This is a genomic window from Chloracidobacterium sp. N (genome assembly GCF_018304765.1).
Taxonomy (GTDB): domain Bacteria; phylum Acidobacteriota; class Blastocatellia; order Chloracidobacteriales; family Chloracidobacteriaceae; genus Chloracidobacterium; species Chloracidobacterium aggregatum.
In genome coordinates, this window is sequence record NZ_CP072643.1 from 874,309 (window position 1) to 899,310 (window position 25,002).

A 25,002-nucleotide genomic window follows, 5' to 3' on the forward strand; every position below is an offset into this window, starting at 1 on the left:
GCGATACGGAACATCGTCAGCCATTCCCGCTGCCGGTGAGTCTTGCCCATGCTTCCAACACCAGCCGCCGGGTGCGATACTCGCCAAACTGCCGGATTTCCTTTTCCTTCAGCACCCGGAAGGTTTCGCCGGGGAAGGTGTGGGCGGATGGCGAATGGGAAGTTGGCGAATGGCGAGTGGCGGAAGGAGCGAGTGGCGAATGGCGAGTGGCGAGTGGTTCAGGAGCGAGTGGTGAGTGGCGAGTGGCGAGTGGCTGCTCGCTACTCGCTACTTCGCTATCCGCCCCTCTCTCTTCCCACGGGTCAAGGATGTCTTCCAGTTCGCGTTCCGTCAGGTCAGCCGGATCGAGGATGTACCGCAGTTGCTTGCGTGTCAGGCCGTACAGCCGGGCGTAATACGCATCGAGTTCGGCGCGAATCTGCGCCCGGCGGGCAGCGTTCCAGATGAAGGGGGCGAGTGGTTCAGAGGCGAGTGGTGAGTGGCGAGTGGCGGAATTGGCGAGTGGCGAATGGCGAGTGGCGGAATTGGCGAGTAGTGAGTCGCGAGTAGCGAGTGGTGAATTACTACTCGCCACTCGCCGCTCGCCACTCGCTTCCTTACAACTCGCTACTCGCTGCTCGCTACTCGCTCCCTGTTCGCTACTCGCTACTCGCTGCTCGCTACTCGCTTCTCTCCCACTCGCTACTCGCCACTCGCCATTCGCTTCCCTGCGGTTGGCTTCCCATTGGGTACGGATGGCGGCACGCAGCGTATCATCGGCTTCCTGCCACACATCGTCGGCAAAGGGCTGCATGTCCCAAGCGGTGTACGTCAGTTCCAGTACGCGCGGGACGATAAAACGCAGGTCTTCCGGGCTGTAGGCCGCCGGTGGCAGGACGGGAAGCTGGCGGAGGATGAAGAAGGTAAGGTGTGCGCCACCAATTTTTTGACGCAATACCCAGTCAAAAGCCAGAACATTCAGGTTAGCCAGCAAAGAAGGGAAATGGAGAGCCGAAATGTCACTCGTCAGAAGTATTGGCAAGGTGTGTCCTGCCCCCACCTTGGGCAGCAGGCTGAAGATGGCGGTGCGTTCGTTGGTGGCGTTGGTCACATCGCGGAAGCCAAGCAGCCAGCCGCGCTGCCAGTCGCCCAGACGGGCCGCGACTTCTTCCGCCGGCACCCAGTACCACGGCTGCACCACAAACTGCGGGTCGGCATGCTGACGCCCGTCGGGGGTCGGCAGTTGCGTGCCGGAACGCGAATCCATGCCCTCATACGTGCCGTAGCGATGGTCGTAGTGCCAGATCATCTTGGCTTCGTAGAGGGGAAGATAGGTGTTGGCGAGTGAGGAGTGGCGAGTGGCGGAATTGGCGAGTAGTGAGTCGCGAGTAGCGAGTGGTGAATTACTACTCGCCACTCGCCGCTCGCCACTCGCTTCCTTACAACTCGCTACTCGCTGCTCGCGACTCGCTTTCTCACTACTCGCTACTCGCTGCTCGCCACTCGCTTCCTTCACAAACCGGTTCCCCACCAGCCGGTAGCCCTCTTTTTCCAGTTCGGCGCGGGTGCGGAAGAGGTGCGAGTCGTTGGACATGTGAAACATTGCAAGAAAACGCACGCCCCAGGGATTCGGCTGGGCGGCTGGGCGAATGGCAGATGGCGAATGGCGAATGGCTGTTTCGCTATTCGCTACTTCGCTATTCGCTACTTCGCCCTTTTCGCTATTCGCTATTTCGCCATTCACCACTTCGCCACTCACCTCACGCTCATTGATCAGCACCGGGACCCGCTCGTAGATGGCCCGGGTCAGGTCGGCATCCTGCCGGGTACGGAAGACCGGCAGGGTGCGCGTGTTGGGGTTGATGCGGGCGATGTCGGCCGCGGTCAGGCTGAAGACGCGGCGCAGGTCGCGGAGATGTTCGGCGCGGGTGGCGAAAAAAGCGAGTAGTGAGTGGCGAGTGGCGGAATTGGCGAGTGGCGAATGGCGAGTGGCGAGTGGTTGATCGCTACTCGCTACTCGCTGCTCGCTGCTCGCTCCTTGCTCGCTACTCGCTACTCGCCGCTCGCTACTCGCTCCCTGTTCGCTACCCGCTTCCTCACTCCCGCCGGTCAGGGTAAGCAGGCAGAACTTGTAACTGCGGTGCACGGCCGGGAAGATGGCTTCCCGGTTTTCAAAATCAAACAGACTGACAAGATGACCTTTTTCCACAAGGTCGGCGAAGAAGGATTTGTTGGTGTCGTCGGTGGCGATGCCGGTCGGCAGGATGATGCCGGCCCGCCCGGCAGATGACAGCAGACACCGGATGCGCTCGGCAAACACGGAATAGGTGTTGATGTCGCCGCGGCCGGTCAGAGGGTACTGTCTGCTTCCGCGCAGGAAGCGGCTGGCGCTTTCCGCCCTGTGCAGGGCGCGCTGGTAGGCGTCCCAGAGGTCCGGGTTGGTCACGGGCAGTCCCGCAATCAGTCGTTTGCGGGCGGCCGCGTTCGGCGCCTGGGCAATCCGGGCGTCGCGCCCGGCAAAGAATTCCTCTTCCTGCAGCTTGATGCGCTCCCAGGGCGGGTTGGAAAGCACCACATCAAAGGCAGCGAGTAGGGAGTCGCGAGTAGCGAGTGGTGAATTACTACTCGCCACTCGCCATTCGCCACTCGCCTCCCCACCACTCGCCACTCGCCATTCGCCACTCGCCTCCCCACCACTCGCCACTCGCCACTCACCACTCGCTTCTGAACCACTCGCCACTCGCCATTCGCTACTCGCCATTCCCCCAAACACCTCCGGGAACTCCAGCGGCCAGTGGAAAAAGTGCTGCTGGACGGCGAGAGCTTCCGCGATGGCCACCGCCTGGGGATGCCGCCGGTCGGCGAGATGGTCCGTGATGACCTGGGTGGTGATGGCGGACGGGGCGGCTCCCGGCTTCAGGCGTTGAAAGAAGGCGGCGGTCCACAGGTGGCACGCTTCAGCCAGCTTCCGGCGCTGCGGGTCCCGGTCATAGTCATCATAGAGGCTTTTCTTGCGGCGTACGTCGGCGGGCGAGTCATCGGCGATGGCTTCAAGCTGCTGGCGCTGCTCCCGCAGCCCGGCCAGCATGTCGGTCGGGTCGAACGGAAGTTGCCCCTGCCCGGTCTCCAGCGTGTGGCGTTCCTTTTTGTTCCGCTTTTTGAGCTGGCTGGCAGTCGCTTTGTCATCGGCGCTGACCGCCACAAAGGCTTCATCGGGGATGCCCTTTTCCAGAACCGCCAGATCACGGACGCCCACCAGCGAGTCGCCGCACTTGATGTGGTGGTCCAGAAAGGTGAGAGGCTTGTTCGTACAGTGCGCTTCCAGCCACAGGGCCACGCGGCACAGCTCCACGGCCAACGGGTTTTTGTCCACGCCGTAGAGGCAGTGGCTCACCACGTCGCGGATCGCCTCGCGGACGTGATCGGGATCAGGCTCGTCTTTGCCGGTACGGATTTTGGCCAGTTCCTTGCCCAGCCGCCGCGCCGCCGCCAGCAGGAAATGTCCCGAACCGCAGGCGGGGTCAAGGACGCGGAGGGAGAGCAGGGTGTGTTCGGCGAGGGCTTGGGCGAGTGGTGAGTGGCGAGTGGCGAGTGGCGAGTAGCGAGTGGCGAGTGGCGAGTAGCGAGTGGCGAGTGGTTCAGGGGCGAGTGGTGAGGGGTAGGGGCAGTTCCGGGAACTGCCCGTACTGGCGGGTGGCGAGTGGGGGACTAACTCCTCCTGAGACTGCGCTGAAGATTCACCATCTGTTTGCTGAGTACATGAATCCAGTCCAGTATCGGCTGGGTTGTCACCGGAGCCGCCAGTCCCACCCGCTGTGCCAGCAAAGTGTAAGTTTCCAGCTCTCTCAGGCTGCCCGCCGCGATGTTGAGAAAATGAAGAAACTCCTTCGTTCCCCGCCGGGCCCACCCCTCCGCGATGTTTGCCGGAACCGAGGCTGCTGCCCGCCGCATCTGGCTCGTCAGCCCGAACAGTTCCTCTCGCGGGAAGCTCGCGGTGAGCTGATACACCTGTTCTGCCAGGTGCATCGCTTTCTGCCAGACTTCCAAGTCTTGATAGGATTGAATTGCCATGGCGTTCTCCAAAGCGTTCGATAATCATCTGACGCACCACTCGCCATTCGCCATTCGCCACTCGCTGTAGCTCATCCGCCATTCGCCTGGCCTCGGCCAGCCGTTCTTCCAGTACCGGTTCGAGCGCCGAACGGATGAGTTCCGCCACGAGTTCCGGCGGGGTGTAGTAGGAACCGGTGCTCTTGCGCTCTGACCCGGACGCCAACTCAAAGCGGGGCGTCCGGCCCGATGTGTCAATCTGCGGGTGGTAGTCGAGCAGGCTCTCATAGACCGAACCGAGTTCTTCGACATCCAGCGCGGCATAGTTCACGCGCCGGGGCGGCGCCGAAGGCTCTTCCCGGTAATACGCCAGATGCCAGAAGGCTTCGAGGAAGTCGCGGTTGCTGATGCTGCACTGGTCGAGGTCAAGGGGCTCGAAAAGCGCCCCGTTGAGGGGGGACATGCCCAGGCACGCGGCAAGGTTGTCGTCGGAAAGTACCTTCCACAGCACCTTGAGGCTGCACCAGATGTCTTCATGGTCGGTGTAGGCGCTGTGCCGGTCGAGCAGCCGCCGCAGCCGCGCCACGCCGTAATGCTCCCGATAAAGAGGGCTGTCGCCAATCAGCCCCCGGTCTTCGGAAACCAGCAGGAAGAGCAGGCGATAGACCAGACGTAAGAGTTGCCGGTAAAAGTCGTGGGGGGCGAGTGGTGAGTGGTGAGTGGCGAGTGGTTGATCACTACTCGCTACTCGCCATTCGCTACTCGCTTCACTTCCACTCGCTACTCGCCATTCGCTACTCGCTTCACTTCCACTCGCTACTCGCCATTCGCTACTCGCTTCCCTTCCACTCACTACTCGCCACTCGCCACTCGCTTCCCTTCCACTCGCTACTCGCCATTCGCTACTCGCTTCCCTTCCACTCGCTACTCGCCATTCGCTACTCGCTTCACTTCCACTCGCTACTCGCCATTCGCTACTCGCTTCTTCCTCCCCTCTCAACCCCGCGTTGGCCGGATGCGCGAGAAAGCCGTTGGCGAGGTGTTTGATACAGGCTTCCACGCCGGCGCGCAGCCCCTCCCGGACGCGCCCGCCCTGTTCTATGGCGTCCCGGTAGTACTGCTCCAGCAGGCAGTCCGGGGCATCTTCGGCCGTGCGCGGCAGGCGGGTGCGGTGCAGCAGCCGGTAGAGAACAGCAAAGTCTCCGAACCGCTGCTCTTCAAGAATCTGGCGCAGGTCGAACTCGACATAGGCCTGCCGGCGCACAAAGGTGCTGTTGCGCAACAGGCGCACCACGAGACCATTGGTGACAAGTCCCCAGACGTGATCGGTCCGGTTCAGGTATTCCTGCACCAGCGAATGCGGCGCAAGGCGTGACCGGCTGCCCGGGGCCAGCCGCCCCAGTTCCTGCCGTACGCCCACGAGGTGGACCGGCGGAGCATCCTCCGCTTCGCCGGCCCGGTGCGAGATGGCGAACGTCGCGCCGTCTATTTCATGGGCGCGCGCGTTGTAGCGCAGTTCATAGCCCAGCAGGCTCAGAAACGGGATCAACCAGGCATCACGGGTGACGGATGTGGCCGGGTCGTCCTTCGGCAGACGCTCCAGCCGGCGTTGGAAGACTTCCCACTGGGTGCGGGCATCAGCAAAGACGCTGGCTATTTCATCCGTCAGGCTGCGCCGACCGTCCAGCCCGAAGTCTTGCAGCTTCTGTCCGGGAAGCTCGCCGGCAACAAGCTTTTCCAGCGTATCGGGGCCCAAAAGCCCCCCTTCAATGCGTACGGCGGAGAGCTGGCTCATCGTGACACCATGGGTTGCAGAACAAGAATTCCCAGAAGATCAGGGGGAAACTGTGGCTTGACCGCAAGCCCGCGTATGCGCAGCGCCACGGCCTGCCGGATGCGCTTGTGGGATTCAGTCAGTTCATTGGCGCGGCGGGCAACGTGCTCCCGGATAGCGCTTTGCAGCGGGTGCGCGGCGCCCCAGCGTTCAGCCGACTCCGCCTGCCATGCGCCCAGATTGTCAAGGATGTGCGTCACCAGCTCCCGTTTCTCCGCCAGAGAGAGGTTGGCGTCGGGTTGGGCTTCCGCCAGCAGCCGGAGGGCATCACTGGTGTCCAGCCAGCGGGTAGTACCGGCTTCCAGTCCGGCGTAGGCCAGGACCAGAACTTCCTCGGAGAGCAGCGCTGGGGCCTGAAGTTGCTCGACCAGATAGCGTACGCGCAGCAGGAGGATGGTCGTCAGTGCCGTCACGGCACGGGTACGGATGGCCCCGCAGCGGGAGACCGTTGCGTTGCCGGGCTGGTTCAGCGCCGCCTCGAAAAGATACCGGGCAAGTGTGGCCACAAAGCGGTGGTTGCGGCCGATGTATTCGGCTCCTTCGGGCGTGGGCGAGTCGAAGCTGATGCGCCAGCGGCCGCCTTTGGGGGAGGGCAGGGCGAGCCGGATGGCTTCGGGCAGCGTGGCCGTGGCTTCCGGCGTAAGACTCACCCGGAAAACGCCCGGCTGTTTTTCCGGGGCAACGGTCAGCCCAAGACGCTGCGCCGCGGTCAGAAAGAACTGACGCACGGCGGTGGGATCGCCCAGGACGGCATCCGTGGCCTCGACTTCGCGCTGGACTTCTTCGGGCTTGAGCGCCCGCTGCGCAAACCGGGTGCGGTTGAGCCGCTCGCGTTCGGCATACTGCTGCCACTGCTGATGAAACGTCTCCACTTCCGGTACGCCGAGGTTGAGTGCCGGCTGGCGCGTCAGCGCCCGCCGCCCCTGGCGCAGGAAGAGGGCCTGGAGAACGGCCTGGGTGACGCTTTCGCTTTCTTCGGGCACGGGCACGTGCGTGCCGAGCGTACGGTGAATTTCCCGCGCCTTGTCGAGCAGCACTTCAAGCACCACGCCGTCTATGGGGTTGTCCTGCCCGAAGAACCGGATGACCCTGACCCGCCTGGCCCTTTGGCCGTAGCGGTCCACGCGGCCCTCGCGCTGCTCCAGCCGGTTGGGGTTCCACGGCAGGTCGTAGTGGATGACGGCCGTGAACAGTTCCTGGAGGTTGACGCCTTCGGAGAGGCAGTCGGTGGCGACGAGTACCCGTGGGCGTTCCGCGTCGAGGTCGGCGATTCTGGCCTGGCGCTCGTCATCGCCCATGCGGCCGGTGACGCACACGACCTGGGCGGCGGTTTCCAACGCCTGGCGCAGGTGGTCGGCAAGGTAGTCGGCCGTGGCGACGTACCGGCACCAGAGGATGGGATGGAAGCCTTCCTTCAGCAGCCGGCGCACGATGGCGATGACCCGCGCCAGCTTGGTGTCGTCGTCTGGGCCGTGGAGTTGTTCGGCCAGCCGGGCGAGTTCGCGCAGCCGGCGGCGGTCGGTCTCCGGCAGGGTGGTGTTGGCCGCCTCAACGGCTGGGGTTGGGGCTTCGTCGTCAGTGCGGTCTTCCGCCGACTCGAACACGAGCCGGCCAAAGGCTTCCGCTTCGGCTTCTTCTTCGGGCGGCACGCCGGCGCGGTTGGTCAGCGCCGTGCGGGCGGCCGCCGGGCTGGACATCACACAGCGCAGCAGTGCCAGCGCGCCCCAGTAGCGCACCCGCCGCTGGCGCTTTTCCAGATGCGCGCCGGTACGCACGATTTCTGAGCAGAACGCATAGGTGCGCTCAAACAGCTCACGGTGCCGGTCGGAAAGGGCGTAGGTTTCATCCGTGGATTCCCGCGTGGGGAAACAGGCGGTTTCCTGCCATGTCTGCGCGATGTCGCGCCGGGTGCGCTGGACGAAATGCCGGGCGAGTTCGGTGCGCTGGGTTTCGGTGAGCGTCTGGAGATTCCACGTTCCGAACTTCGGGTGCAGCAGGCCGAGCAGCGAACGGAAGGCGTCTTCGATGCCGCTGTGCGGCGTGGCCGTCAGCAGGATCAGATGCCGGTCGGCTTTTCGGGCGACGGCGCGCAGGAGTTCGTGCCGTTCCTGCTGGTTGGTGCCCGGAGCGGCGGCCGCGCCGTGGACTTCATCGGCAATGACCAGTTCGGGGCAGAACTGCAAAAACTGGCTGCGGTTGCGCTCCGTTTTGACGAAATCAAGGCTGGCCACCTGGATGGGGAAGTGTTCGTAGAGGCTGCGTCCGGCCGGCGTCTGGCGGTCAAGCTGCCCGACGGTTCCCGACCGGATGATGACCGGTTCAAGGTTGAACTTTTCGGTGAGTTCCTGCGCCCATTGTTCGCACAGCCACGGCGGGCAGAGGACACAGAAGCGGCGGATTTCGCCGCGGTCGAGGAGTTCGCGGGCGACGAGCAGGGCTTCGATGGTTTTGCCCACGCCCACGTCGTCGGCAATGAACAGCCGCACGGGGTCGAGGCGCAGGGCCATCAGCAGGGGGACGAACTGGTACGTCCGCGGCCGGATGGAGAGGCGGCCGAGCGAGCGGAACGGCGTCGCGCCTTCGCGCAGGGTAAGCCGTGCCGCCTGCCAGAGCAGATGGGCACTGGTGGCGTCGGAAATGTCGTCGGTGGTGGGCAGCGGGAAGGACGCGGGCGTAATGCGCTCAAACGGCAGGGCCCCGCCCACGAGGTTCATAAGTTTCCGGTGAATGTGAACCACGTCGTCCGGCGTGCCGGTGAGGGGGCGGAGGACGATGAATTCGTCTGTGTCGGCAGGCATTACGACCCATTCGCGGTTTCGGCAGCGGACAATCGAGCCAGGGTGCATCGGGGGCCTCCGTCAGAAGCTTGCAGGTGGTGAAGGGCATCCTGCCGTCGCATAAAGCTGCGGGGTGGCGGGCATCAAAACACATGACCAGTTGCCGTGGCAGCGCGTACCTGATGCCCGGCCTGATGCCGGGCGGATGCGCGTGCGCTTTGAGGCTGTCCGGGAGTTCTGCGTAGTGATTCCAAGTGCACGGCCCAGCCTATTCAGTGGCACTTTGTAGGCGTTTTTCAGGCGTTCTTCAGGGAGTCTCATAGCGGGACAGCCTCGTGCAACACCCGCTCACGGATACGGGCTTTGAGTCCGCGACTGCTCACCACGTCCACTTTGACTCCCAGCAGTTCCTGAAGCTCAAGCCAGAGGCCGGCGTGGTCGAGAAGGCTCCGGTTCGGCTCGAAGTCCACAAGCAGGTCAATATCGCTCTGTTCATCGGCTTCTCCGCGAGCGACTGAGCCAAAGACACGCACGTTGTGAGCGCCGTACCTGGCGCACGTCTGTAAAATCTCTTCCCGCCTGGTTCTCAAGACTTCTTCAGGTGTCATCGCCCACTCCTTTCCCTTCGAGACTGGCTGCGAGGGCGGCGGTGAGCTTCGTCGGGGCTTTCCTTCGCCTTTCCCAACAACGCCCCGGTCCCGTTCATACCCTCACGGCGAACATTCATCAGAAACGGGGTGTTTCGTGTCTGATACTCTTCGGAAAGCACGAACGCGGTAGAAATGGCCACATCGTACTTCAGGCTGATCCGTGCAGCGGCTTCGGCCGTGTTCCTGATCAGTGCGCCGTAGTCAAAAGGGAGACGCATCACGCACAGGATGTCAATATCAGAACCTTCCTGTGCGTCTCCGCGTGCATGGGAGCCGTAGAGCACAACGGCTTCCAACGCTTCACCCAGAAATTCTGGCCAGTTGATCCCGGTACTCCCGGATGATCGGTTCGATCCGGTTGGGCTTGACCATCCCACCTCCTTCAATCCATTCGGAAGAGGGTTTTTTGCACGTCTCCGAATGCCGTCCTGGGTCAGGCATTATCCATGCGCGGCTACTGGTTCAGAAACAGGCGGATGGGGTCGGCCACCGGCAGCGGTGCGGCTGTGACGAAACCTTCCGCCGCCGCAACGCCAATCAGGCTGCCACGGTAGATGTCGGCTGCGCGCCGCTGGCGGAGAAAATCCGGCGCCGAAAGGTACGTCTGCGGCTCCCGGCTGCCCGGCTGGTGCAGTTGCGAAGCGTAGGCACTGATGACCTCATACTTGGCCGTGAACTGGGCGCTGATGTCCACGAGAAAGGTCGGCACGACCGCCGGGTTGAGCGGTGGCAGAAAGTGAATCAGCGCGCGCGTCCGCCAGCGCGGCAGGCCGCTTTCGGCGTCATAGTTGGCCAGCCGGGCATGGTGAACGGCTGCCGCGACAATCCGCGCCAGACACTGGTGGTCGGGATGTTCTTCTGCCGGATGGTGCGTGAAGACCAGCGTCGGCCGCGCCTGGCGGATGACGCGCACCAGCGCACGGCGGGCGGCGTCTTGGTCGGTGAAGTGGCCGTCGGGCCAGCCCAGATTGACGCGAAAGCTCGCGCCCAGTTGTGCAGCCGCTTCGGCGGCTTCGGCGGCACGCTGCTCCGGCGTCCCACGGGTGGCCAGTTCGGCGCGGCTGGCATCCACGAGACCCGTGCGGTAGCCTTCGGCGACCAGCTTTAGCAGCGTGCCGGCCATGGCCAGCTCGATGTCGTCGGGATGGGCGCCAATGGCCAGGGCGTCCACGGCGCACACCGCGTCCGCAATGGCTGACATCACTCTTCGGCTGGCTTGAAGTCCATGGAGATGGAGTTGATGCAGTAGCGCAGTCCGGTTTTGTCGCGTGGGCCGTCCTCGAAGACGTGTCCCAGATGCGAGCCGCACTGGGCGCACATCACCTCAAGCCGGCGCATGCCGTGGCTGAGATCGAGTTCGGTCACGACGGCCTCCGGTGTGACCGGCTCCCAGAAGCTCGGCCAGCCCGACCCGGATTCATACTTGGTCGCCGACGTAAACAGCGGTGCGCCACAGGCCACGCAGTGGTACGTCCCGGTACGCTTCTCGCGGTACAGCTTGCCGGTAAAGGCCCGCTCCGTGCCTTTCAGACGGGTGACGTAGTACTGTTCGGGCGTAAGCTGCGCCTGCCACTCGGCTTCGTCTTTCTGAACGGGAAACGTTTTCATGGAACCTCCCCCACGCCTTGCTTGTCATGTGCGTCGCACATCTTTCATGTTCCGTGGTGTACGCTCAAGCCCGCGTAGCCGACGCCTCTCTGGAGATACCGTGATGATGTGGAGACCATGGGTTGTTGCCGGGTGGCTGTTGTTCGCCGGTGGTTGGGGCAACGGCCAGTCCGTCCAGGCTTCGGCCCCCCAGGAAGCGCCTGTCAAAGGCGCGCCCGTGAAAGAAGCGCCTGTCAAAGGCGCGCCCGTGAAAGAAGCGCCTGTCAAAGGCGCGCCCGTGAAAGAAGCGCCTGTCAAAGGCGCGCCCGTGAAAGAAGCGCCTGTCAAAGGGGCGCCGGTGACGATGCCGGTCGAAACCGGCAGTTTTCGGCCCAGTGAACTCGTGGAGATTGTCCGGCTCGACCCGGGTATCCGGCTCGACATCCGCTATGCCACGGCCAACAACTTCGTCGGACGTCCGGTGTATGACGAACCGCGCGCCTTTTTGCAGCGTCCGGCGGCGGAAGCCCTGGTGAAGGCGCATCGGTGGTTGAAGGCGCATGGCTACGGTATCGTGGTTTTTGACGGCTACCGGCCGTGGCGGGTGACGAAACTGTTTTGGGAACTGACGCCACCCGACAAACGCAACTATGTCGCCGATCCGTCCAAGGGATCACTGCACAACCGTGGCTGTGCCGTGGATGTGTCCATGTACGACCTGAACACCGGCGAACTCGTGACCATGCCGAGCGACTATGACGAAATGAGCGAGCGCGCCCACCCGGATTACACTGGCGGCACGGAAGAACAACGCCGTTTGCGCGACCTGCTGCGCACCGCCATGGAACTTCATGATTTCAAGGTGTACCGCTACGAGTGGTGGCACTTTGATCACAAGGACTGGCGGCAATACCGCGTCCAGGACATTCCCTTTTCTGAAATTCCCGTGTCTGAGTTGCCCTCGCAGCCGGGGGAGATACCGCCATCCAATCCGCGCTTATGAATCCGCTGAGTCCAGGGACGGTGCTTCAGCAGCGTTATGCCATTGTGAAACTGCTCGGCAAGGGCGGTATGGGCGCGGTCTATCAGGCGACGGACAAAAAGTTCGGGAGCACGGTCGCCCTCAAGCAGATGATTGTGACCGGCGAGGCGCTGGTGGCGGCTTTCGAGCGGGAAGCCATTCTGCTCAATGGTTTGCGTCATGCCGCCCTGCCGGTCGTCTTCGATCACTTTGCCGAGGCGGACGGGCAGTTTCTGGTGATGCAGTTCATTCCCGGCAAGGATTTGGCGGAACTGCTCACGGAGCAGGGTGGTCCCTTTCCGCTGGCGCAGGTGGCCAGGTGGGCCGACCAACTGCTCGATGCGCTGGAGTACCTGCACGGACGGACGCCGCCCATCATTCACCGCGACATCAAGCCACAGAACGTCAAGCTGACGCCGGAAGACAGCCTCGTGCTGCTCGACTTTGGTCTGGCCAAGGGGGATTTATCGGGGGATGCCATCCAGCAGCGCAGCCTGGTGGGGTTTACGCCGGTGTTTGCCTCTTTGGAGCAGATGCGCGGTCTTTCCACAGACCCGCGCAGTGACCTCTACTCGGCGGCGGCCACGATCTACTGCCTGCTCACCGGGCGGCCTCCGGTGGATGCCCTGGCGCGGGCCGATGCTTTGCTGTCCGGTAAGCCTGATCCGCTGCCGCTGGCCAGCGATGTCAATCCCCAGGTGCCACGGACGGTCGCCGAAATTGTACGGCAGGCCATGACGGTTTCGCGTGATGAGCGGCTGGCTTCCGCCAAAGAGATGCGGCGGCAGCTCCGGGCAGCGTTCAAGGCCGTGCGGGCCGTGACCGATGACCTCGATGCCACTGTCGTACAGGCCAGTGCCCCACCCCAACTGTCCGTTCCGCCGTCGGCTGCGCCAAGTCAAGTTCCCCCGGCAACACCGAGTCGTTTCTGTGTGGCCTGTGGGGCGCCGCTGGTGGCATCGGCCAAGTTCTGCATAAAATGTGGGCATCCCAATCCGGCCCTGTCACCAGCCCCATCGTCGCCGTCGGTTGCGCCCCCTTCGGGCTTACCGCCGTCAGGACAACCACTTCCCACCCAGCCCTTCCTTGGCTCATCTCCGGCTGGGCCCTCAATGCCACCGCCACGGGTGCCGGTGGCATCACCGACGCCCGGTAGCACTGGCGCGTCTCCCGCCCACCTCCCGTCCACGTTACCTTCGGCAGGTATGCTGGCGGCCAGTGAAGTTGTTCTGCTGTTTGGGGATTACTTTGCACCGCCGGCGGTGGGAGTGGATCCCTGGGCCAGGCTGCTGCATGTGCCAACACGGGTGAGCGCCGCGGTTCTGGCCCAGGCCATCTGGGCCGCGGCCTTTCTCGACTGTGAGCGCCATGGGGCAATCACGCTGATGCCGGTCGGCGTCCAAGGTGACTTCGCCAAGATGACGTATGCGCTCAAGTCGCAGACCGTCAGTTTGGCGTCCTACAGTCTCGAGGCCAACATCGTCGAGATAGCGCGGCTGCGGCTGGATCAGAGTGTGCCGCTGCCGGTCGCCTCCGCTGTGGCGGACATCATCCGTTTTGATTCGCGCAATGCCTGGCGGCACACCGTTGGGCTGGTCAAGCTGGGGCTCAACCGCCGGCATCTGCTGACCATGACGCCCGGTTCGCTGCCGGCGCCGTTCCCGTCCGGGCGGTTTGCCCTGACGCCACAGGTCGTTGACCTTGCCCGGCGCACTTCGCCTGAGCCGGTGCAGCGGTTGATGGCCACGGCGCAGGGGCAGTCGGCGCGCTGGACACTGCTCATCAAGTCCATCAACGCCGGTCTCCAGCGCCGAACCAATCCGATGCTGAATCTGCCGGAACTGGACCAGGATTTCTGACCCCGGATGGAAGCCACAGCCTTCCCACCGATTTCAGTTTCTGGCCATATCTCCGTCACATAGCTCGCCTATACGAAAGTCCCGACGCAGGGAATCACGCCTTATGCCTTGAACCGTCGAGGTTTGTCCGTGTGATTCCGTCTGTCGTCCGGGGTCTCGCCACGCCCCGGACGGTGTGTTGCTGAAAGCTTCCGCAACCGAAAGGGACGTATGTCGCACAATACGACACTGAGCATTGTCAAGCCGGGGAGCGTTTTCCGCCATGGGTTGCGCACCGGCGTGTCACTTCACTGTCACACCAAATTCTCCCGCGAAGTTCTGGATTTCATCCCGCACTACGCTGCGAAAATTCCCCTTGTGGCCGGACGTTTTGCCCGTCTGTGCCAGGGTTACGAAGCGCGGCATGGGCGTCCGCTGGATTTCACCCAGGCGTGGTGGACGCCGCCGGTGACGCCCCGCGTGCTGCACGATGCTGAAGTGCGGCACATGGAAGCGACCCTTGGCGTACGGGGCATCGTCTCCATCACCGACCACGACGAAATCGAAGCCTGCTGCGGCCTGCGCGCCATGGGGGAAGATGTGCCGATTTCGACCGAATGGACGGTGCCGTTTGGCGTGGCCTACTTTCACGTCGGCGTGCACAACCTCCCGCCTGACCATGCCCGCGCCATTGCCGAAGAACTGTTTGCCTTTACCAAAGACCCGGAAGCACGCGCCAGGCCCGATGTTCTGGAAGAACTGTTCGCGATGCTCAACGCGCTTCCGGGCGTGCTGGTGGTGTTGAACCATCCGCTCTGGGACATTGAAAACATTGGCCAGGCGCAGCACATGACCGCCCTCAAGGATTTTCTCGACCGCTACCGCCGCTGGCTGCACGCCCTGGAAATCAACGGCTTCCGCTCGTGGCGTGAAAACCTCGACGTGGCGCGTCTGGCGCGTGAGCTGGAGCTGCCGTTGGTTTCCGGCGGCGACCGCCACGGGCTTTCCCCGAACACGGTGGTGAACCTGACCGATGCTGAGACCTTCGAGGCCATGGTTGAGGAACTACGGGTGATGCGCCGCAGTCATGTGGTCGTGCTGCCGACGTATCAGGAAAACATGGTGTTGCGCGTGTTCGAGGCCGCCGCGCAAATTCTGGACGATTACCCGGACTATCCCGAAGGACAGCGCCACTGGACCGAGCGCCTGTTTTTTCTGGATGCGCAGGGGCAGCCGCAGTCGCTGCGCCAGTGCTGGTCTGATCACAGTCCGCTGTGGGCGCGGATGGCCACCTGGGTCTTTCGGCAACTCGGACGCCGGCACTGGCGTCCGGCCCTGGAAAGGGTCCTCCCCAAGCCGCAGTTCGAGCTGGGGGAACTGTAAGCCAACGGTGGTGAGCGTCATGGCATCTGTACCGCAGGGAAACTTCCGCCCGGCCGAGGCGTCGGCTGACCAACGGTTCTCACCTGGATGCACCATGACCAACTTCCTGCGCGTCGCCTTGTTCCCGGATGCCTATCATGAAGCCAACGGCGTGGCCCGTACCTTTCGGACGCTGGAAGGTGTGGCGCGTCGCCGGGGGCTGCCGCTGCTGCTCGTGCGCTGTGGCGCCTCTCCCGGCAGCCACCACCCCCAGACCGATGGCTCTGTCACCACCATCGAACTCCAGCGGGGTGGCTGGTCGTTCCCCTTGGATGCGGACCTCAATTTTGACCTCTGGCTGTGGCGCTACGCCCGCGAAGTCCGGGAGCAGGTGCGTACTTTCGGCCCGCAGGTTGTCCACGTCACCGGCCCCAGCGACATCGGACAACTCGGCGTCTATGTTGCCAAGTCACTCCACCTGCCGTTGGTGATGTCCTGGCACACGAATCTGCACGAGTACGCCGGACAGCGGTGGTCGCGTCTGCTGGACTACGCCTTTATCTCGCCGCTGGTGCGGGAACAGACCAGCCTGTGGGCGGAAGCCAAGTCCCTGTGGGCCACGATGAAGTTTTACGAATACGCCGACGTATGCCTTGCGCCAAACCCGGAACTCGTCGCCCTGGTGGCGCAAAAGACAGGCAAACCCACCTATCTGATGCAGCGGGGCATTGACGCTGAGCAGTTTCATCCCCGTCATCGCACGCGGCCCCGGCTGCCTTCCGTCGTCCGTCTGGGGTTTGTCGGGCGGTTGAGCACCGAGAAAAACGTCCGCTTTCTGGCCGAACTGGAGCAGCAGTTGCTGGCGCAGGAGCTGACAAATATCGAATTTCGGATCGTCGGCGCCGGCAGCGAACGCGACTGGCTGGCCCAGACGATGAAGACGGCCACCTTTGCCGGTGTGCAGCAGGGGGAGCGGCTGGCGCAGGAGTACGCCGACTTTGACATCTTTGTGTTCCCGTCCCGAACGGACACGTACGGCAATGTCGTTCTGGAAGCGGCGGCGTCCGGCGTTCCCTGTGTGGTGACAGGGGAAGGCGGGCCGAAGTTTCTTGTTGATCCCGACGAGTCAGGCGTCGTGGCCCACGATGATGCCGCCTTCGTGGCGGCTGTCGCTGAACTGGTGCGTTCCGCCGAACGCCGCCAGTCCATGGGGGAAGCTGCACGGGCGCGTGCGCAGCGCGCCTCATGGGATGCCGTTCTCGATGAGGTCTGTCTGGCATACCGGGCCGCCTGCACCAGGGGGCACTTGGTGGGTGAGTTTTAGTACGTTTTTTCTGGAGAAAAATCGGGTTTCGGGTGGAAAAAAATCCGGCCTGTTACCGTGTTTTTATAGTTCTGTAACCTGGCCATGTCATACGTCCCGGATGACCGAAAGATGACCGGGTGTAGCGGCAGCCATGCCTCCCGGCATCGTGATTTGTTTGTAGCGACTGGGTAAAGACCAACATGGCCGTAGAAGATGTCAGAAGTGTGTCAGGTGGCCGTCTGCTGCGGCTGTTTGTTTGTGTGAATTTCCTGGTAATGCCTTTTCTGTTCGGTTCCGGTTCGGCGCCAGCGCAGGAGCGGGCGCTGACCGATAGCGAAATTGTGGCGTCATTACGTGCGTTGCGCAGTGAGATGCTCGATTTGTTGTCGCAGGTGGCCGGAAAGGGGGCGGCGATGACCCGCCCCAGCCGGCGCACCATGGATTATGAGTCGTACCGCCGAACCTTCGAGTCCTACAGCGCCAAGATTGATGACTGCTACCGTCGTCTGGCTGCGTATTACAGCCAGATTGACCGGGTCTATCGGACGGGTTCCAGCACGCCGCTGTACAAGCAGATGGTGCAGACCTACCTGGACACCAAGGGTGTTTTCGACAATCTGAAATCCACCTTCAGCACGCTCGAACCGCCTGAAAAAGTGGTGACAGAAGCCGTGGTTTCCAATGACCAACGCCTCAACGAACGGATTGCGACCTCTGTGCGCACGGCCGCTGTTCCGACAGCACCGCCACAGGCCGCCAAGGAAATCGTGGATGCAGATGACTCCCGCTTCATCGGCACGTTTGATGCCGTTGAGATGTTTCTGCTCGTGCGTGGTGACAGTGCCTGCTACGTGCTGTTCGGTTGGAAGGATGTCGTGGAAGATGAAAACGGCAAGTCGCTGGAGGAATACCACCTGGCCGTTGCCCGGTCGGAGTCGTTTCCGATGACGCCGGAAGTGCGCGCCCTGACACCGGAGCAGCACCTGGAACATGCTTTGAAGCTCAAGATTGCCATGGTCGAGGCGCAGGGCGAGACGATGACCGACCTCAAGCAGTTTTTTGCCCGCACGAAATCCTACGCCCGAACCAACTGAACCCCGGCCGGACACTTGTCCGGCTTTCTGCTCCGGCGGCCCGATCATCCGGGAGACGCAGGCGGGATAAGGACGGCTGTGTGAAGTAGGGAACAAACCAGGTTACCTCAATCTTGCTTCAATAATCTTGCCTTGGTGCGCGAAAGTGCGGTTTGATGTAGATAAAAGTTCAACCGGGTATTGAATTTTTAGGGCAAAGGCTCTGCAATACGCGCAAACCTGCCCTCTCCCGTGTTGCGTCACGCCGGGCAAACCTTATCTATGGAAAGGGTCAGAAGAATGCGACATCCACTTCGTCAGTTTCGGGATCGGTTCACCCTGTGGGTCCTGGTGGTCTGTCTCCTGGTGGGCATGAGCTGGGCACCCGGTGACACGGGTTTGACTTGGGGCATGCCCGGGACCATGCCCGGGACACAGGGGCAGGTGATGGGCGACAGCGAAATCATCGGGACCTTGAAAGCACTCCGCAGCGAGATGTTTGACCTGCTTTCGCAGGTGGCCGGCAAGGGGGCCGCTGCGGGACGGCCGAGCCGTCGGACGATGGACTATGAAGCCTACCGCCGGACCTTTGAGGCTTACAGCGCCAAGATTGATGACTGCTACCGTCGCCTGGCAGCTTGCTACGCCCAGATTGACCGGGTCTATCGCACCAACCCTAACTCGCCGCTGTACAAGCCCATGACCCAGGCCTATCTGGATGCCAAGGCCGTTTTTGACAACCTCAAATCCACGTTCAATGCCATCGAGCCGCCGGATACCCTGCGCACCGAAGCTGTTGCCGTTGCTGATCGGCGGCTGAACGAGCGGATTGCCACTTCGGCCCGGACTTCCTCCCTGCCACCGGCCCCGGCTGAAGCGGCCAAGGACATCATCGAGTCGGATGACTCACGCTTCATCGGCAATTTCGACTCGGTGGAGATGTTCCTGCTCGTCAAGGGTGATATGGCCTGCTACGTCATGTTTGGCTGGAAGGAAGTCACTACGGACGACACCGGCAAGTCCAGCGAGCAGTTTCATCTTTCTGTCGTGCGCTCAGAGATGTTTCCGTTCACCCCAGCGGTGCGCGCCTTGTCGCCGGCCCAACACCTGGAAAACGCACTCAAGCTCAAAATCGCTGCCGTGGATGCTCAGGGTGAGGTGCTCAGTGATCTGAGTGAGTTCTTTGCCCGCACCAAATCCTACACCCGTGTGAATTGATGCACCGGGAAACAATCTGGATGGCCCCTGGACGGGGAGGTTCCCACAGGAACCTCCCCGTCAATCTTTTTGACGCACGGAGTTGGTGCGTCAGACCATCGGAAAAAGGCTGTTTACAAAGTGCCTGCTTTCGTGTTTCACTGTTTAGCCACCAATGATTACAGCTTAGGCTGCCTTTTTTCCAAGACGAACGCTCGTTTTTCAGGCTGCCCCCAGAAGCTTTATGCCATCACAGTCGAGGTTGCTGTCATGACGCGCTTTGTAAGATGGTTTGTCCCCGGATGGTATGCGGGTTTTCCGGTGGCGGGTTTTCCGGTGGCGGGTTGTCCCGTGGCTGGTTGGAGACGTTGCCTTGGCTTTGTGGCCCTGATGGCTTTGATGGTGCTGGGGACTCCTGCGGGGTGGTGGCATCAGACCGGATACGCACAGTCGTCAAAGGTGCTTTCCGAAGCCGAACTGCTGGGGGCGTTACGCGCGTTCAGGGCCGAAATTGAAGGGATGCAGAAGCAACTGGCCGCCTCACCACTGAGCCAGCCGGTGGGGCGGCGGACGCTGCGTTATGACGAATACAGCGCACTGTATGCCAACTGGAGCAGCCGAGTCCAGGAGCGGTATGGTGTCCTCAACGGGTACTATGAAGAGGTCAACCGCATCTATCGGGCCAATCCCAACTCCCGATTGTATCTCGATATCAGGAAGGCCTACCTCGACGCCAAAACCACCTTTGACGCACTCAGTACCTCTCTGGCGCAGTGCGCCAAACCGGAAGACACCCGGACGCCGACGATTGTCGTCACTGATGGCCGCCTCAACACGCACCTGACCAAAACCGTGGCCACGGTCAAAACGGAGACAACCCCGACGGTGGACATTGGTCAGGTTGATGAGCTGCGCTACATCGGCAAGTTCGATGCCGTCGAACTGTATCTGCTCGTCCATCATGGCATGGCCTGCTATGTCATGTATGGCCTGCACGAACGCAAGGTGGATGCCTCCGGACACGTTGTTGACGAAATCGATCCGCGAATGGTTTTTTCGCGGACGTTCGATGTGAGCAAGGTTCAGAACTTCACGCCACAGGAGCACCTCGACTACGTGCTCACGCTCGATCTGACGCCGGTGCAGGCGCAGCTTGAAACCTGGCGTTTCATCACGGAATCCCTGGCACGCGCCAAAAGCTATGCGCGTGGTGACTGACGGGCGTCAGGTCAACAAACTGTCCCTTTGGGCGGTGTGGCACCAACCGGGGCTGAAGCCTTCCGGGTGTGGAATTTCCATTGCTGTAGCACATCTGAATCCTCTACGCTCAGGCACGTCAGCCATCCCCAACGGCCCGACTGACGGCCAACGTCCTGTGTCCTCGACGTATTTCCTTGTCAGCCGCTCGTCAACGTTTCATTGCTGCCATCGGATCCACTCCACACCTTGGTCGCCTGGCTGCGGCCCTGCGCCAGTCCGGCTTTTTGGTTGATCCGCTGCCGGTGCAAACTCCGCACTGGTGGTTGCAGACGGATGCCATTGTGCTGGATGCACCAGCGGCGGCTGCGCGCCCGCTGCCTGACTGGTGGCAAACAGCCCGCGAACAGCAGGTGCCGTTGTTGGTCTGTACCGGGCGTCTGGGTGAACCGGAAATAGCCGGTTGGCTGAAAGCCGGGGTGACGGATTGTTTTGATGAGCAGATGCCCTTGCCGCTGGTGCTGCACCGTATCCAGCAGGCCGTAGAGGCCCGGCGTCAGGCGACCGAGGGCCGGCTACAGTCCGCTTTTCTGGCCAGCCTCTCGGTTTCTGCGCCGGCACGCCTGGCCGTGATGGAAAGCGTCGGCGCAGGGTTTGTCTTCCGGTTCATCAACCGCACGTTTGCCGCGGATTTCGGTCGGTCTCCAGAACAACTGATGGGTCTCCCCCTGGGTGAGTTGGGGCTGACCGAAGCCCAGTTGGCCGATGTGGCTGTCTGGCAGCGGTGGTGCCGTGAAGCCCTGCGATTGGGACGCGCCGTTTCCTTCGTTCACCAGTCGCTGCGGTCTTCCCGCTGGTTTTCGGCGACGTTCGAGCCGCTGCGTCAGCCGGGTCTGGTCACGGAGGCTGTATCCATCTATGTCGAAGACATCACCGATCAGCAGGCGGCCAAGCTCCGCTCGGTGGAGAGCGAGGAGCGCTTTTACCGTGTCTTTCAGGTGATTCCGATTGCCACCGCAATTCAAACCATCCCTGACGGGCGCTATCTCGATGTCAACGCTGCCTTTACCAAACTGTTTGGCTACAGCCGCACCGAGTTGATTGGCCGTACGGCGCTTGAACTGGGATTGTGGGTCAAGCCTGAAGAACGCGAGCGCTACTATCACGAGCTGGAGGCGCACGGCCGGGTTCTGGACTTCCGGGGCAGTTACCGGACACGCGACGGGCGGGTTGGGGAAGCCGTGCTCTCGTCCGTGACGCTCGTCATTGGGGACCTGCCATGTCAATTGGCGCTCCTGCAGGATGTGACCGAAGCCGAGCACCTGAACGAACGACTGCGCCAGCGGGAGGAGTGGTTTCATGCCATCCTCAATGCGGCCCTGGACGGCATTATCGTCGAGGATGACCAGCGGATCGTCTATGCCAATCAGGCCGTGGCGCGCCTCTACGGCGTGGAAACACCGGAGGCCCTTGTTGGGCAGGATTTTTCCGTCATGTGTGCGCCGCATGAGGAAGGCCGGCTGCGCGACTATACCCAGCGCCGCATGCGGGGAGAAGCCGCTCCGGCTACCTACGAGTTCACGGCCCAGCGTGCTGACGGAACGACAGTGACCCTCGAAAACTCGGTTTCCGAGTTTTTTTCCGGCGGCAAAAAGTACCTCATCGCCGTCATGCGCGACGTGGAAGAGCGCAAGCGCCTGCAAGCCACGCTCCAGCAAATCCACAAAATGGAAGCTGTGGGACGGCTGGCTGGCGGGATTGCCCATGACTTCAACAACCTGCTCAACAGCATCCTTGGGTTTTCGCGGCTGGCCCACCGCAAGTCCAGCCAGATGAATGATCCGGCTCTCGATGAATACTTCCGGGCCATTGAAGGTTCCGCCGAGCGCGCGGCGCAGTTGGTGTCCAAGCTGCTGGCCTTTGGCCGTCGGAAAGAAGCCTCGCGGCAGACGGTGAACCTGAATGCCGTGGTTGAGGACAGTCTGTTTTTCGTACGCAGCCTGCTCCCTCCCAACGTCGAGCTGGTGACGAGCCTTCTGCCGGATTTGCCGCCATTTGATGGCGATCCCGACCAGATTCAGCAGGTCATCATCAACCTGTGCCGCAACGCCTGCGACGCCATGCCCGACGGGGGGACGCTGACCTTGGGCACCCGGGCCGATGTCTTCCCCGTGCAACGCGATGGACGTACCCTCAGCGGCCAGCTTGCCGGTCACTGTGTCTGTCTGACCGTGGCCGACACCGGCGTTGGCATGGACGAAACCACCTGCCAGCACATCTTCGACCCGTTTTTCACAACCAAAGACTTGGGCGATGGGGCCGGACTTGGCCTCTCAGTCGTTCACGGGATCGTCACGGCGCACGGTGGAACCGTTGGCGTCAAGAGTGTTCCCGGAAAAGGCAGTTGCTTCGAGGTACGGTTTCCGGCGTTGCGGTCAGGCAGAACCGGCGAGCAGCCGGTGGCGGAAAACCTGCGGCGGACGCCCGGAGGAATCCCTCTCCTGCCGGAAGCCGCAAGGCTTGTCCTGGTCGTCGAGGATGACAACCTGATTGCCCAGCTCTTTACGGAAATCCTGCACGAAGTCGGCTACGACGTGGTTGTGGCCACGGACGGGCAGCAGGGTGTCGCCCGCTTCGCCGAACAGCCTGACGCCTTCGAGCTGGTCATTCTTGATGCCCTGCTGCCCAAGCTCGACGGGTTGGGATGCCTTCAGGCCATCCGCCAGTACAAGCCACAGATTCCGGTACTGGTCGTGAGCGGTTACAGCGAAGAGGTCACCTCGGGCGAGTTGGCAGCCCAGGCCACCATGTTTTTGCAAAAGCCCTTCACCCCGGAAGTGCTGCTGTCGGCCGTGGCCCGGGCAGTTGGTTCCACCAAGGTCATGTGACCTGCCTGCCTCCTGCGAAGTTGCGTGGTCAGTCGGTTGCCGGGGCGTGTATAGATGTGTACAGCCTGGTCAGCGGCTTTGCCCCTAGCCTGACTGGGGCCGAAAGCCGATGCTGTGCTGCCAAAAGCTACAGGCCAAAAGCTACAGGTTTGTGAGGTCTTACACCAATGGCTGAAGAAATTCCCTCCCGGCTGTCACCCTACCGCAGTTCATCGGATATTCCCGAAGGACGCAAGTTGTCGCGCAACTTTTATGCAGCGCGGGTTACTTCCCCGCCAGTCATGAATACAACCCCACCGGCGCCAGCCGGTGGCTTTGGAAGTGAAATCCCACGGGGGCGAAAACTTCCGGCCGGTTTTTACGCCAGCCGCCGCACTTCCGCCTTTCAGCCGGAGCAGTACACCAAGCCCATCCCACGGAAAACGCCACGGATTACAGGCCGGCCCACGACGGATTGGTACGATCCACGGTAGCCCCGGCCGTTTCCGGCTTTACTCCGGCAACGCGCTGCTTTCCAGCCTGGCCAGCCATTGGCGGACACGCACGACATCGTCGGGGGTGTCCACGCCAATGGCGCGGTGTTTTGTCTCCACGACGCGAATCCGCAGGCCATGGGTCAGCGCGCGGAGTTGTTCCAGTCCTTCGGCCAGTTCGAGTGGTGCTGGCGGAAGCGCCGTCAGGTGCAGCAGTGCCCGGCGGCGGTAAACGTACAGCCCCGTGTGCTTCCGCCACAGGGTCCGGGCGATGTCCGGCTGGCGTGGATAGGGAATCGGGGCGCGTGAAAAATAGAGCGCGTTACCCTGGGCATCACACACCACCTTGACCACATGGGGATTTTCGGCATCTGCCGCCTCCAGCGGCTCGCAAGTCGTTGCCATGGGCAGGTCCGGCTCGGACTGCATCGGGAGCATGGCTGCCGTGATGGTTTCGGGTGCGATGAGCGGTTCATCGCCCTGGACGTTGACGATGATTTCAGCATCGAGTGTCGCGGCCACCTCGGCAATGCGGTCAGTGCCGCTGGGATGGTCGGCGCGGGTCATCCGGGCTTCACCCCCAAACTGCGCAACGGCATCCGCAATCCGGGGGTCGTCGGTAGCGACGATGACCCGTTCAATCTCCGGCACCTGCCGAACCCGGGCATAGACGCGCTGAATCATCGGCTGCCCAGCGAGGTCAATGAGCGGCTTGCCGGGCAGGCGCGTGGCGTCGTAGCGGGCGGGGATGATGGCCACCGTTGACGGCAAGGCGTTGACTCCGTTTTCGTCCTAAACTTTTTCCGGGGCCGTCGTGCCGAGCAGACCCGTGGGGCGTACGAGCAGCACCGTGACCAGAATGGCAAAGGCCACGGCGTCCTTGTAGGGATTGAGCGCCGCCGGCAGGTAGCCGGTGGCCATCGTTTCCGCCAGTCCGATAATGACGCCGCCCAGCACCGCGCCGGTGACGTTGCCAATGCCTCCCAGAACCGCCGCAATGAACGCCTTGAGTCCCGTCGTGATGCCAATCAGCGGGTCGAACTTCGGATAACGCAGGGCCACGAGAATGCCGGCCGCCGCCGCCAGCGCCGAGCCAAGGGCAAAGGTCAGGGCAATGATGCGGTTGGTGTCAATGCCCATCAGCCTGGCCGTGTCCAGGTCATGGGCCACAGCGCGCATGGCGCGTCCGAAAGCCGTCCGGTGGACGAGCTGGTGCAGCCCCACCGTCAGCAGCAGCGATGCGCCCAGAATGGCCAGGTCGGGAGTGGTGATCCGGGCCGCGCCATAGACCGGAAACTGTCCGGGTGGAAGCAGTTGCGGGAAAAACCTGGGGTTGGCGCCAAAGACAATCTGCCCCAGGTTTTCCAGAAACAGCGATACGCCAATCGCCGTGATGAGCGCCGTCAGGCGGGAAGCCTGGCGAATCGGACGGTAGGCCAGCCGCTCAATGGCCAGCCCAACCACGGCGCACAGCAACATCGCCACCAGCAAAACCACGGCTGCCTGCAACCATGACGGGTTGACTTCGGAAAAGCCCAGCCGCAGCGCCGTGTAGTAGCCGGCGAACGTCCCCAGCATGTACACGTCTCCATGGGCAAAGTTGATGAGCCGCAGCACGCCATAGACCATCGTGTAGCCCAAGGCAATGAGCGCGTAAATGCTGCCGAGCGCCAGCCCGTTGATGAGTTGTTGGAGGAAGGTTTCCATACGGCAGAGCAGGTTGGTTTTGGTGGGATAAACCGCTTCAATGCGGCCCGTCTGTCATCCGGC

18 protein-coding genes are annotated in these 25,002 nt (G+C 62.4%); 9 read left to right on the forward strand and 9 right to left on the reverse strand.

Going from position 1 to position 25,002, the window contains the following annotated elements:
* Positions 1-16: 16 nt before the first annotated feature.
* The 7 genes from J8C05_RS15815 to J8C05_RS14645 form a co-directional block, all read right to left on the reverse strand.
* Positions 17-5,824 (reverse strand): Eco57I restriction-modification methylase domain-containing protein, encoded by a 5,808-nt coding sequence (locus J8C05_RS15815; protein ID WP_459543849.1) that lies wholly within the window; start codon positions 5,822-5,824, stop codon positions 17-19.
* Complete coding sequence (locus J8C05_RS14620; RefSeq protein ID WP_459543850.1) at positions 5,821-8,661, reverse strand: helicase-related protein; 2,841 nt, start codon at positions 8,659-8,661, stop codon at positions 5,821-5,823. Before J8C05_RS14620 ends, J8C05_RS15815 begins: the two co-directional genes overlap by 4 nt.
* Before the next feature lie 296 nt (positions 8,662-8,957).
* Positions 8,958-9,230: a nucleotidyltransferase family protein gene (locus tag J8C05_RS14625; RefSeq protein ID WP_459543851.1), complete on the reverse strand. Its 273-nt coding sequence runs from the start codon at positions 9,228-9,230 to the stop codon at positions 8,958-8,960.
* A 14-nt stretch (positions 9,231-9,244) separates the two neighbouring features.
* Positions 9,245-9,667 (reverse strand): nucleotidyltransferase domain-containing protein, encoded by a 423-nt coding sequence (locus J8C05_RS14630; RefSeq protein ID WP_281503763.1) that lies wholly within the window; start codon positions 9,665-9,667, stop codon positions 9,245-9,247.
* A gap of 77 nt (positions 9,668-9,744) precedes the next feature.
* Entirely contained in the window at positions 9,745-10,491 is a 747-nt protein-coding gene (gene bshB1, locus J8C05_RS14635; RefSeq protein WP_211423485.1) for a bacillithiol biosynthesis deacetylase BshB1, read from the reverse strand.
* Positions 10,491-10,898 carry a peptide-methionine (R)-S-oxide reductase MsrB gene (msrB, locus tag J8C05_RS14640; protein WP_211423486.1) on the reverse strand — a complete coding sequence of 136 codons (408 nt, stop codon included), beginning with the start codon at positions 10,896-10,898 and terminating at the stop codon, positions 10,491-10,493. Before msrB ends, bshB1 begins: the two co-directional genes overlap by 1 nt.
* 24 nt (positions 10,899-10,922) lie before the next feature.
* Positions 10,923-11,321: a pentapeptide repeat-containing protein gene (locus J8C05_RS14645; protein ID WP_211423487.1), complete on the reverse strand. Its 399-nt coding sequence runs from the start codon at positions 11,319-11,321 to the stop codon at positions 10,923-10,925.
* Here J8C05_RS14645 and J8C05_RS14650 point away from each other — a divergent pair.
* The 9 genes from J8C05_RS14650 (at position 11,242) to J8C05_RS14690 (ending at position 23,232) form a co-directional block, all read left to right on the forward strand.
* The gene (locus J8C05_RS14650) at positions 11,242-11,880 is read left to right on the forward strand and encodes a M15 family metallopeptidase (protein ID WP_211423488.1); all 639 of its coding nucleotides are present in this window, start codon (positions 11,242-11,244) and stop codon (positions 11,878-11,880) included. The two genes, J8C05_RS14645 and J8C05_RS14650, sit on opposite strands and share 80 nt — an antisense overlap.
* Positions 11,877-13,757 carry a serine/threonine-protein kinase gene (locus J8C05_RS14655; RefSeq protein ID WP_211423489.1) on the forward strand — a complete coding sequence of 627 codons (1,881 nt, stop codon included), beginning with the start codon at positions 11,877-11,879 and terminating at the stop codon, positions 13,755-13,757. The genes J8C05_RS14650 and J8C05_RS14655 overlap by 4 nt, the downstream gene beginning before the upstream one ends.
* A 210-nt stretch (positions 13,758-13,967) precedes the next feature.
* Positions 13,968-15,119, forward strand: a complete 1,152-nt coding sequence (locus J8C05_RS14660; RefSeq protein ID WP_211423490.1) for a PHP domain-containing protein — start codon at positions 13,968-13,970, stop codon at positions 15,117-15,119.
* A 19-nt stretch (positions 15,120-15,138) separates the two neighbouring features.
* Positions 15,139-16,422 (forward strand): glycosyltransferase, encoded by a 1,284-nt coding sequence (locus J8C05_RS14665; protein ID WP_246840777.1) that lies wholly within the window; start codon positions 15,139-15,141, stop codon positions 16,420-16,422.
* A 257-nt stretch (positions 16,423-16,679) separates the two neighbouring features.
* A complete protein-coding gene (locus tag J8C05_RS14670) occupies positions 16,680-17,498 on the forward strand; it encodes a hypothetical protein (RefSeq protein WP_246840778.1) in 819 nt (272 codons plus the stop codon).
* A gap of 402 nt (positions 17,499-17,900) precedes the next feature.
* Positions 17,901-18,695, forward strand: a complete 795-nt coding sequence (locus J8C05_RS14675; protein WP_246840779.1) for a hypothetical protein — start codon at positions 17,901-17,903, stop codon at positions 18,693-18,695.
* A 249-nt stretch (positions 18,696-18,944) separates the two neighbouring features.
* Positions 18,945-19,892, forward strand: coding sequence for a hypothetical protein (locus J8C05_RS14680; RefSeq protein ID WP_211423492.1), 948 nt, complete (start codon positions 18,945-18,947; stop codon positions 19,890-19,892).
* A 176-nt stretch (positions 19,893-20,068) separates the two neighbouring features.
* Positions 20,069-22,759: a hybrid sensor histidine kinase/response regulator gene (locus tag J8C05_RS14685; protein WP_211423493.1), complete on the forward strand. Its 2,691-nt coding sequence runs from the start codon at positions 20,069-20,071 to the stop codon at positions 22,757-22,759.
* Positions 22,760-22,926: 167 nt separating this feature from the next.
* Complete coding sequence (locus J8C05_RS14690; RefSeq protein WP_211423494.1) at positions 22,927-23,232, forward strand: hypothetical protein; 306 nt, start codon at positions 22,927-22,929, stop codon at positions 23,230-23,232.
* Positions 23,233-23,250: 18 nt separating this feature from the next.
* On the opposite strand, the gene kdsB is transcribed toward J8C05_RS14690, so the two are convergent.
* Positions 23,251-24,003, reverse strand: coding sequence for a 3-deoxy-manno-octulosonate cytidylyltransferase (gene kdsB, locus J8C05_RS14695; RefSeq protein ID WP_211423495.1), 753 nt, complete (start codon positions 24,001-24,003; stop codon positions 23,251-23,253).
* A gap of 21 nt (positions 24,004-24,024) precedes the next feature.
* Positions 24,025-24,939: a branched-chain amino acid ABC transporter permease gene (locus J8C05_RS14700; protein WP_211423496.1), complete on the reverse strand. Its 915-nt coding sequence runs from the start codon at positions 24,937-24,939 to the stop codon at positions 24,025-24,027.
* Positions 24,940-25,002 lie beyond the last annotated feature (63 nt).

Coding starts and splice junctions, on each gene's coding strand:
- J8C05_RS15815 (WP_459543849.1), bottom strand. CDS start 5,824: ATGAGCCAGCTCTCCGCCGTACGCATTGAAGGGGGGCTTTTGGGCCCC.
- J8C05_RS14620 (WP_459543850.1), bottom strand. CDS start 8,661: ATGCCTGCCGACACAGACGAATTCATCGTCCTCCGCCCCCTCACCGGC.
- bshB1 (WP_211423485.1), bottom strand. CDS start 10,491: ATGTCAGCCATTGCGGACGCGGTGTGCGCCGTGGACGCCCTGGCCATT.
- msrB (WP_211423486.1), bottom strand. CDS start 10,898: ATGAAAACGTTTCCCGTTCAGAAAGACGAAGCCGAGTGGCAGGCGCAG.
- J8C05_RS14650 (WP_211423488.1), top strand. CDS start 11,242: ATGCCGGTCGAAACCGGCAGTTTTCGGCCCAGTGAACTCGTGGAGATT.
- J8C05_RS14645 (WP_211423487.1), bottom strand. CDS start 11,321: ATGTCGAGCCGGATACCCGGGTCGAGCCGGACAATCTCCACGAGTTCA.
- J8C05_RS14655 (WP_211423489.1), top strand. CDS start 11,877: ATGAATCCGCTGAGTCCAGGGACGGTGCTTCAGCAGCGTTATGCCATT.
- J8C05_RS14660 (WP_211423490.1), top strand. CDS start 13,968: ATGTCGCACAATACGACACTGAGCATTGTCAAGCCGGGGAGCGTTTTC.
- J8C05_RS14665 (WP_246840777.1), top strand. CDS start 15,139: ATGGCATCTGTACCGCAGGGAAACTTCCGCCCGGCCGAGGCGTCGGCT.
- J8C05_RS14670 (WP_246840778.1), top strand. CDS start 16,680: ATGCCTTTTCTGTTCGGTTCCGGTTCGGCGCCAGCGCAGGAGCGGGCG.
- J8C05_RS14675 (WP_246840779.1), top strand. CDS start 17,901: ATGCCCGGGACACAGGGGCAGGTGATGGGCGACAGCGAAATCATCGGG.
- J8C05_RS14680 (WP_211423492.1), top strand. CDS start 18,945: ATGACGCGCTTTGTAAGATGGTTTGTCCCCGGATGGTATGCGGGTTTT.
- J8C05_RS14690 (WP_211423494.1), top strand. CDS start 22,927: ATGGCTGAAGAAATTCCCTCCCGGCTGTCACCCTACCGCAGTTCATCG.
- J8C05_RS14700 (WP_211423496.1), bottom strand. CDS start 24,939: ATGGAAACCTTCCTCCAACAACTCATCAACGGGCTGGCGCTCGGCAGC.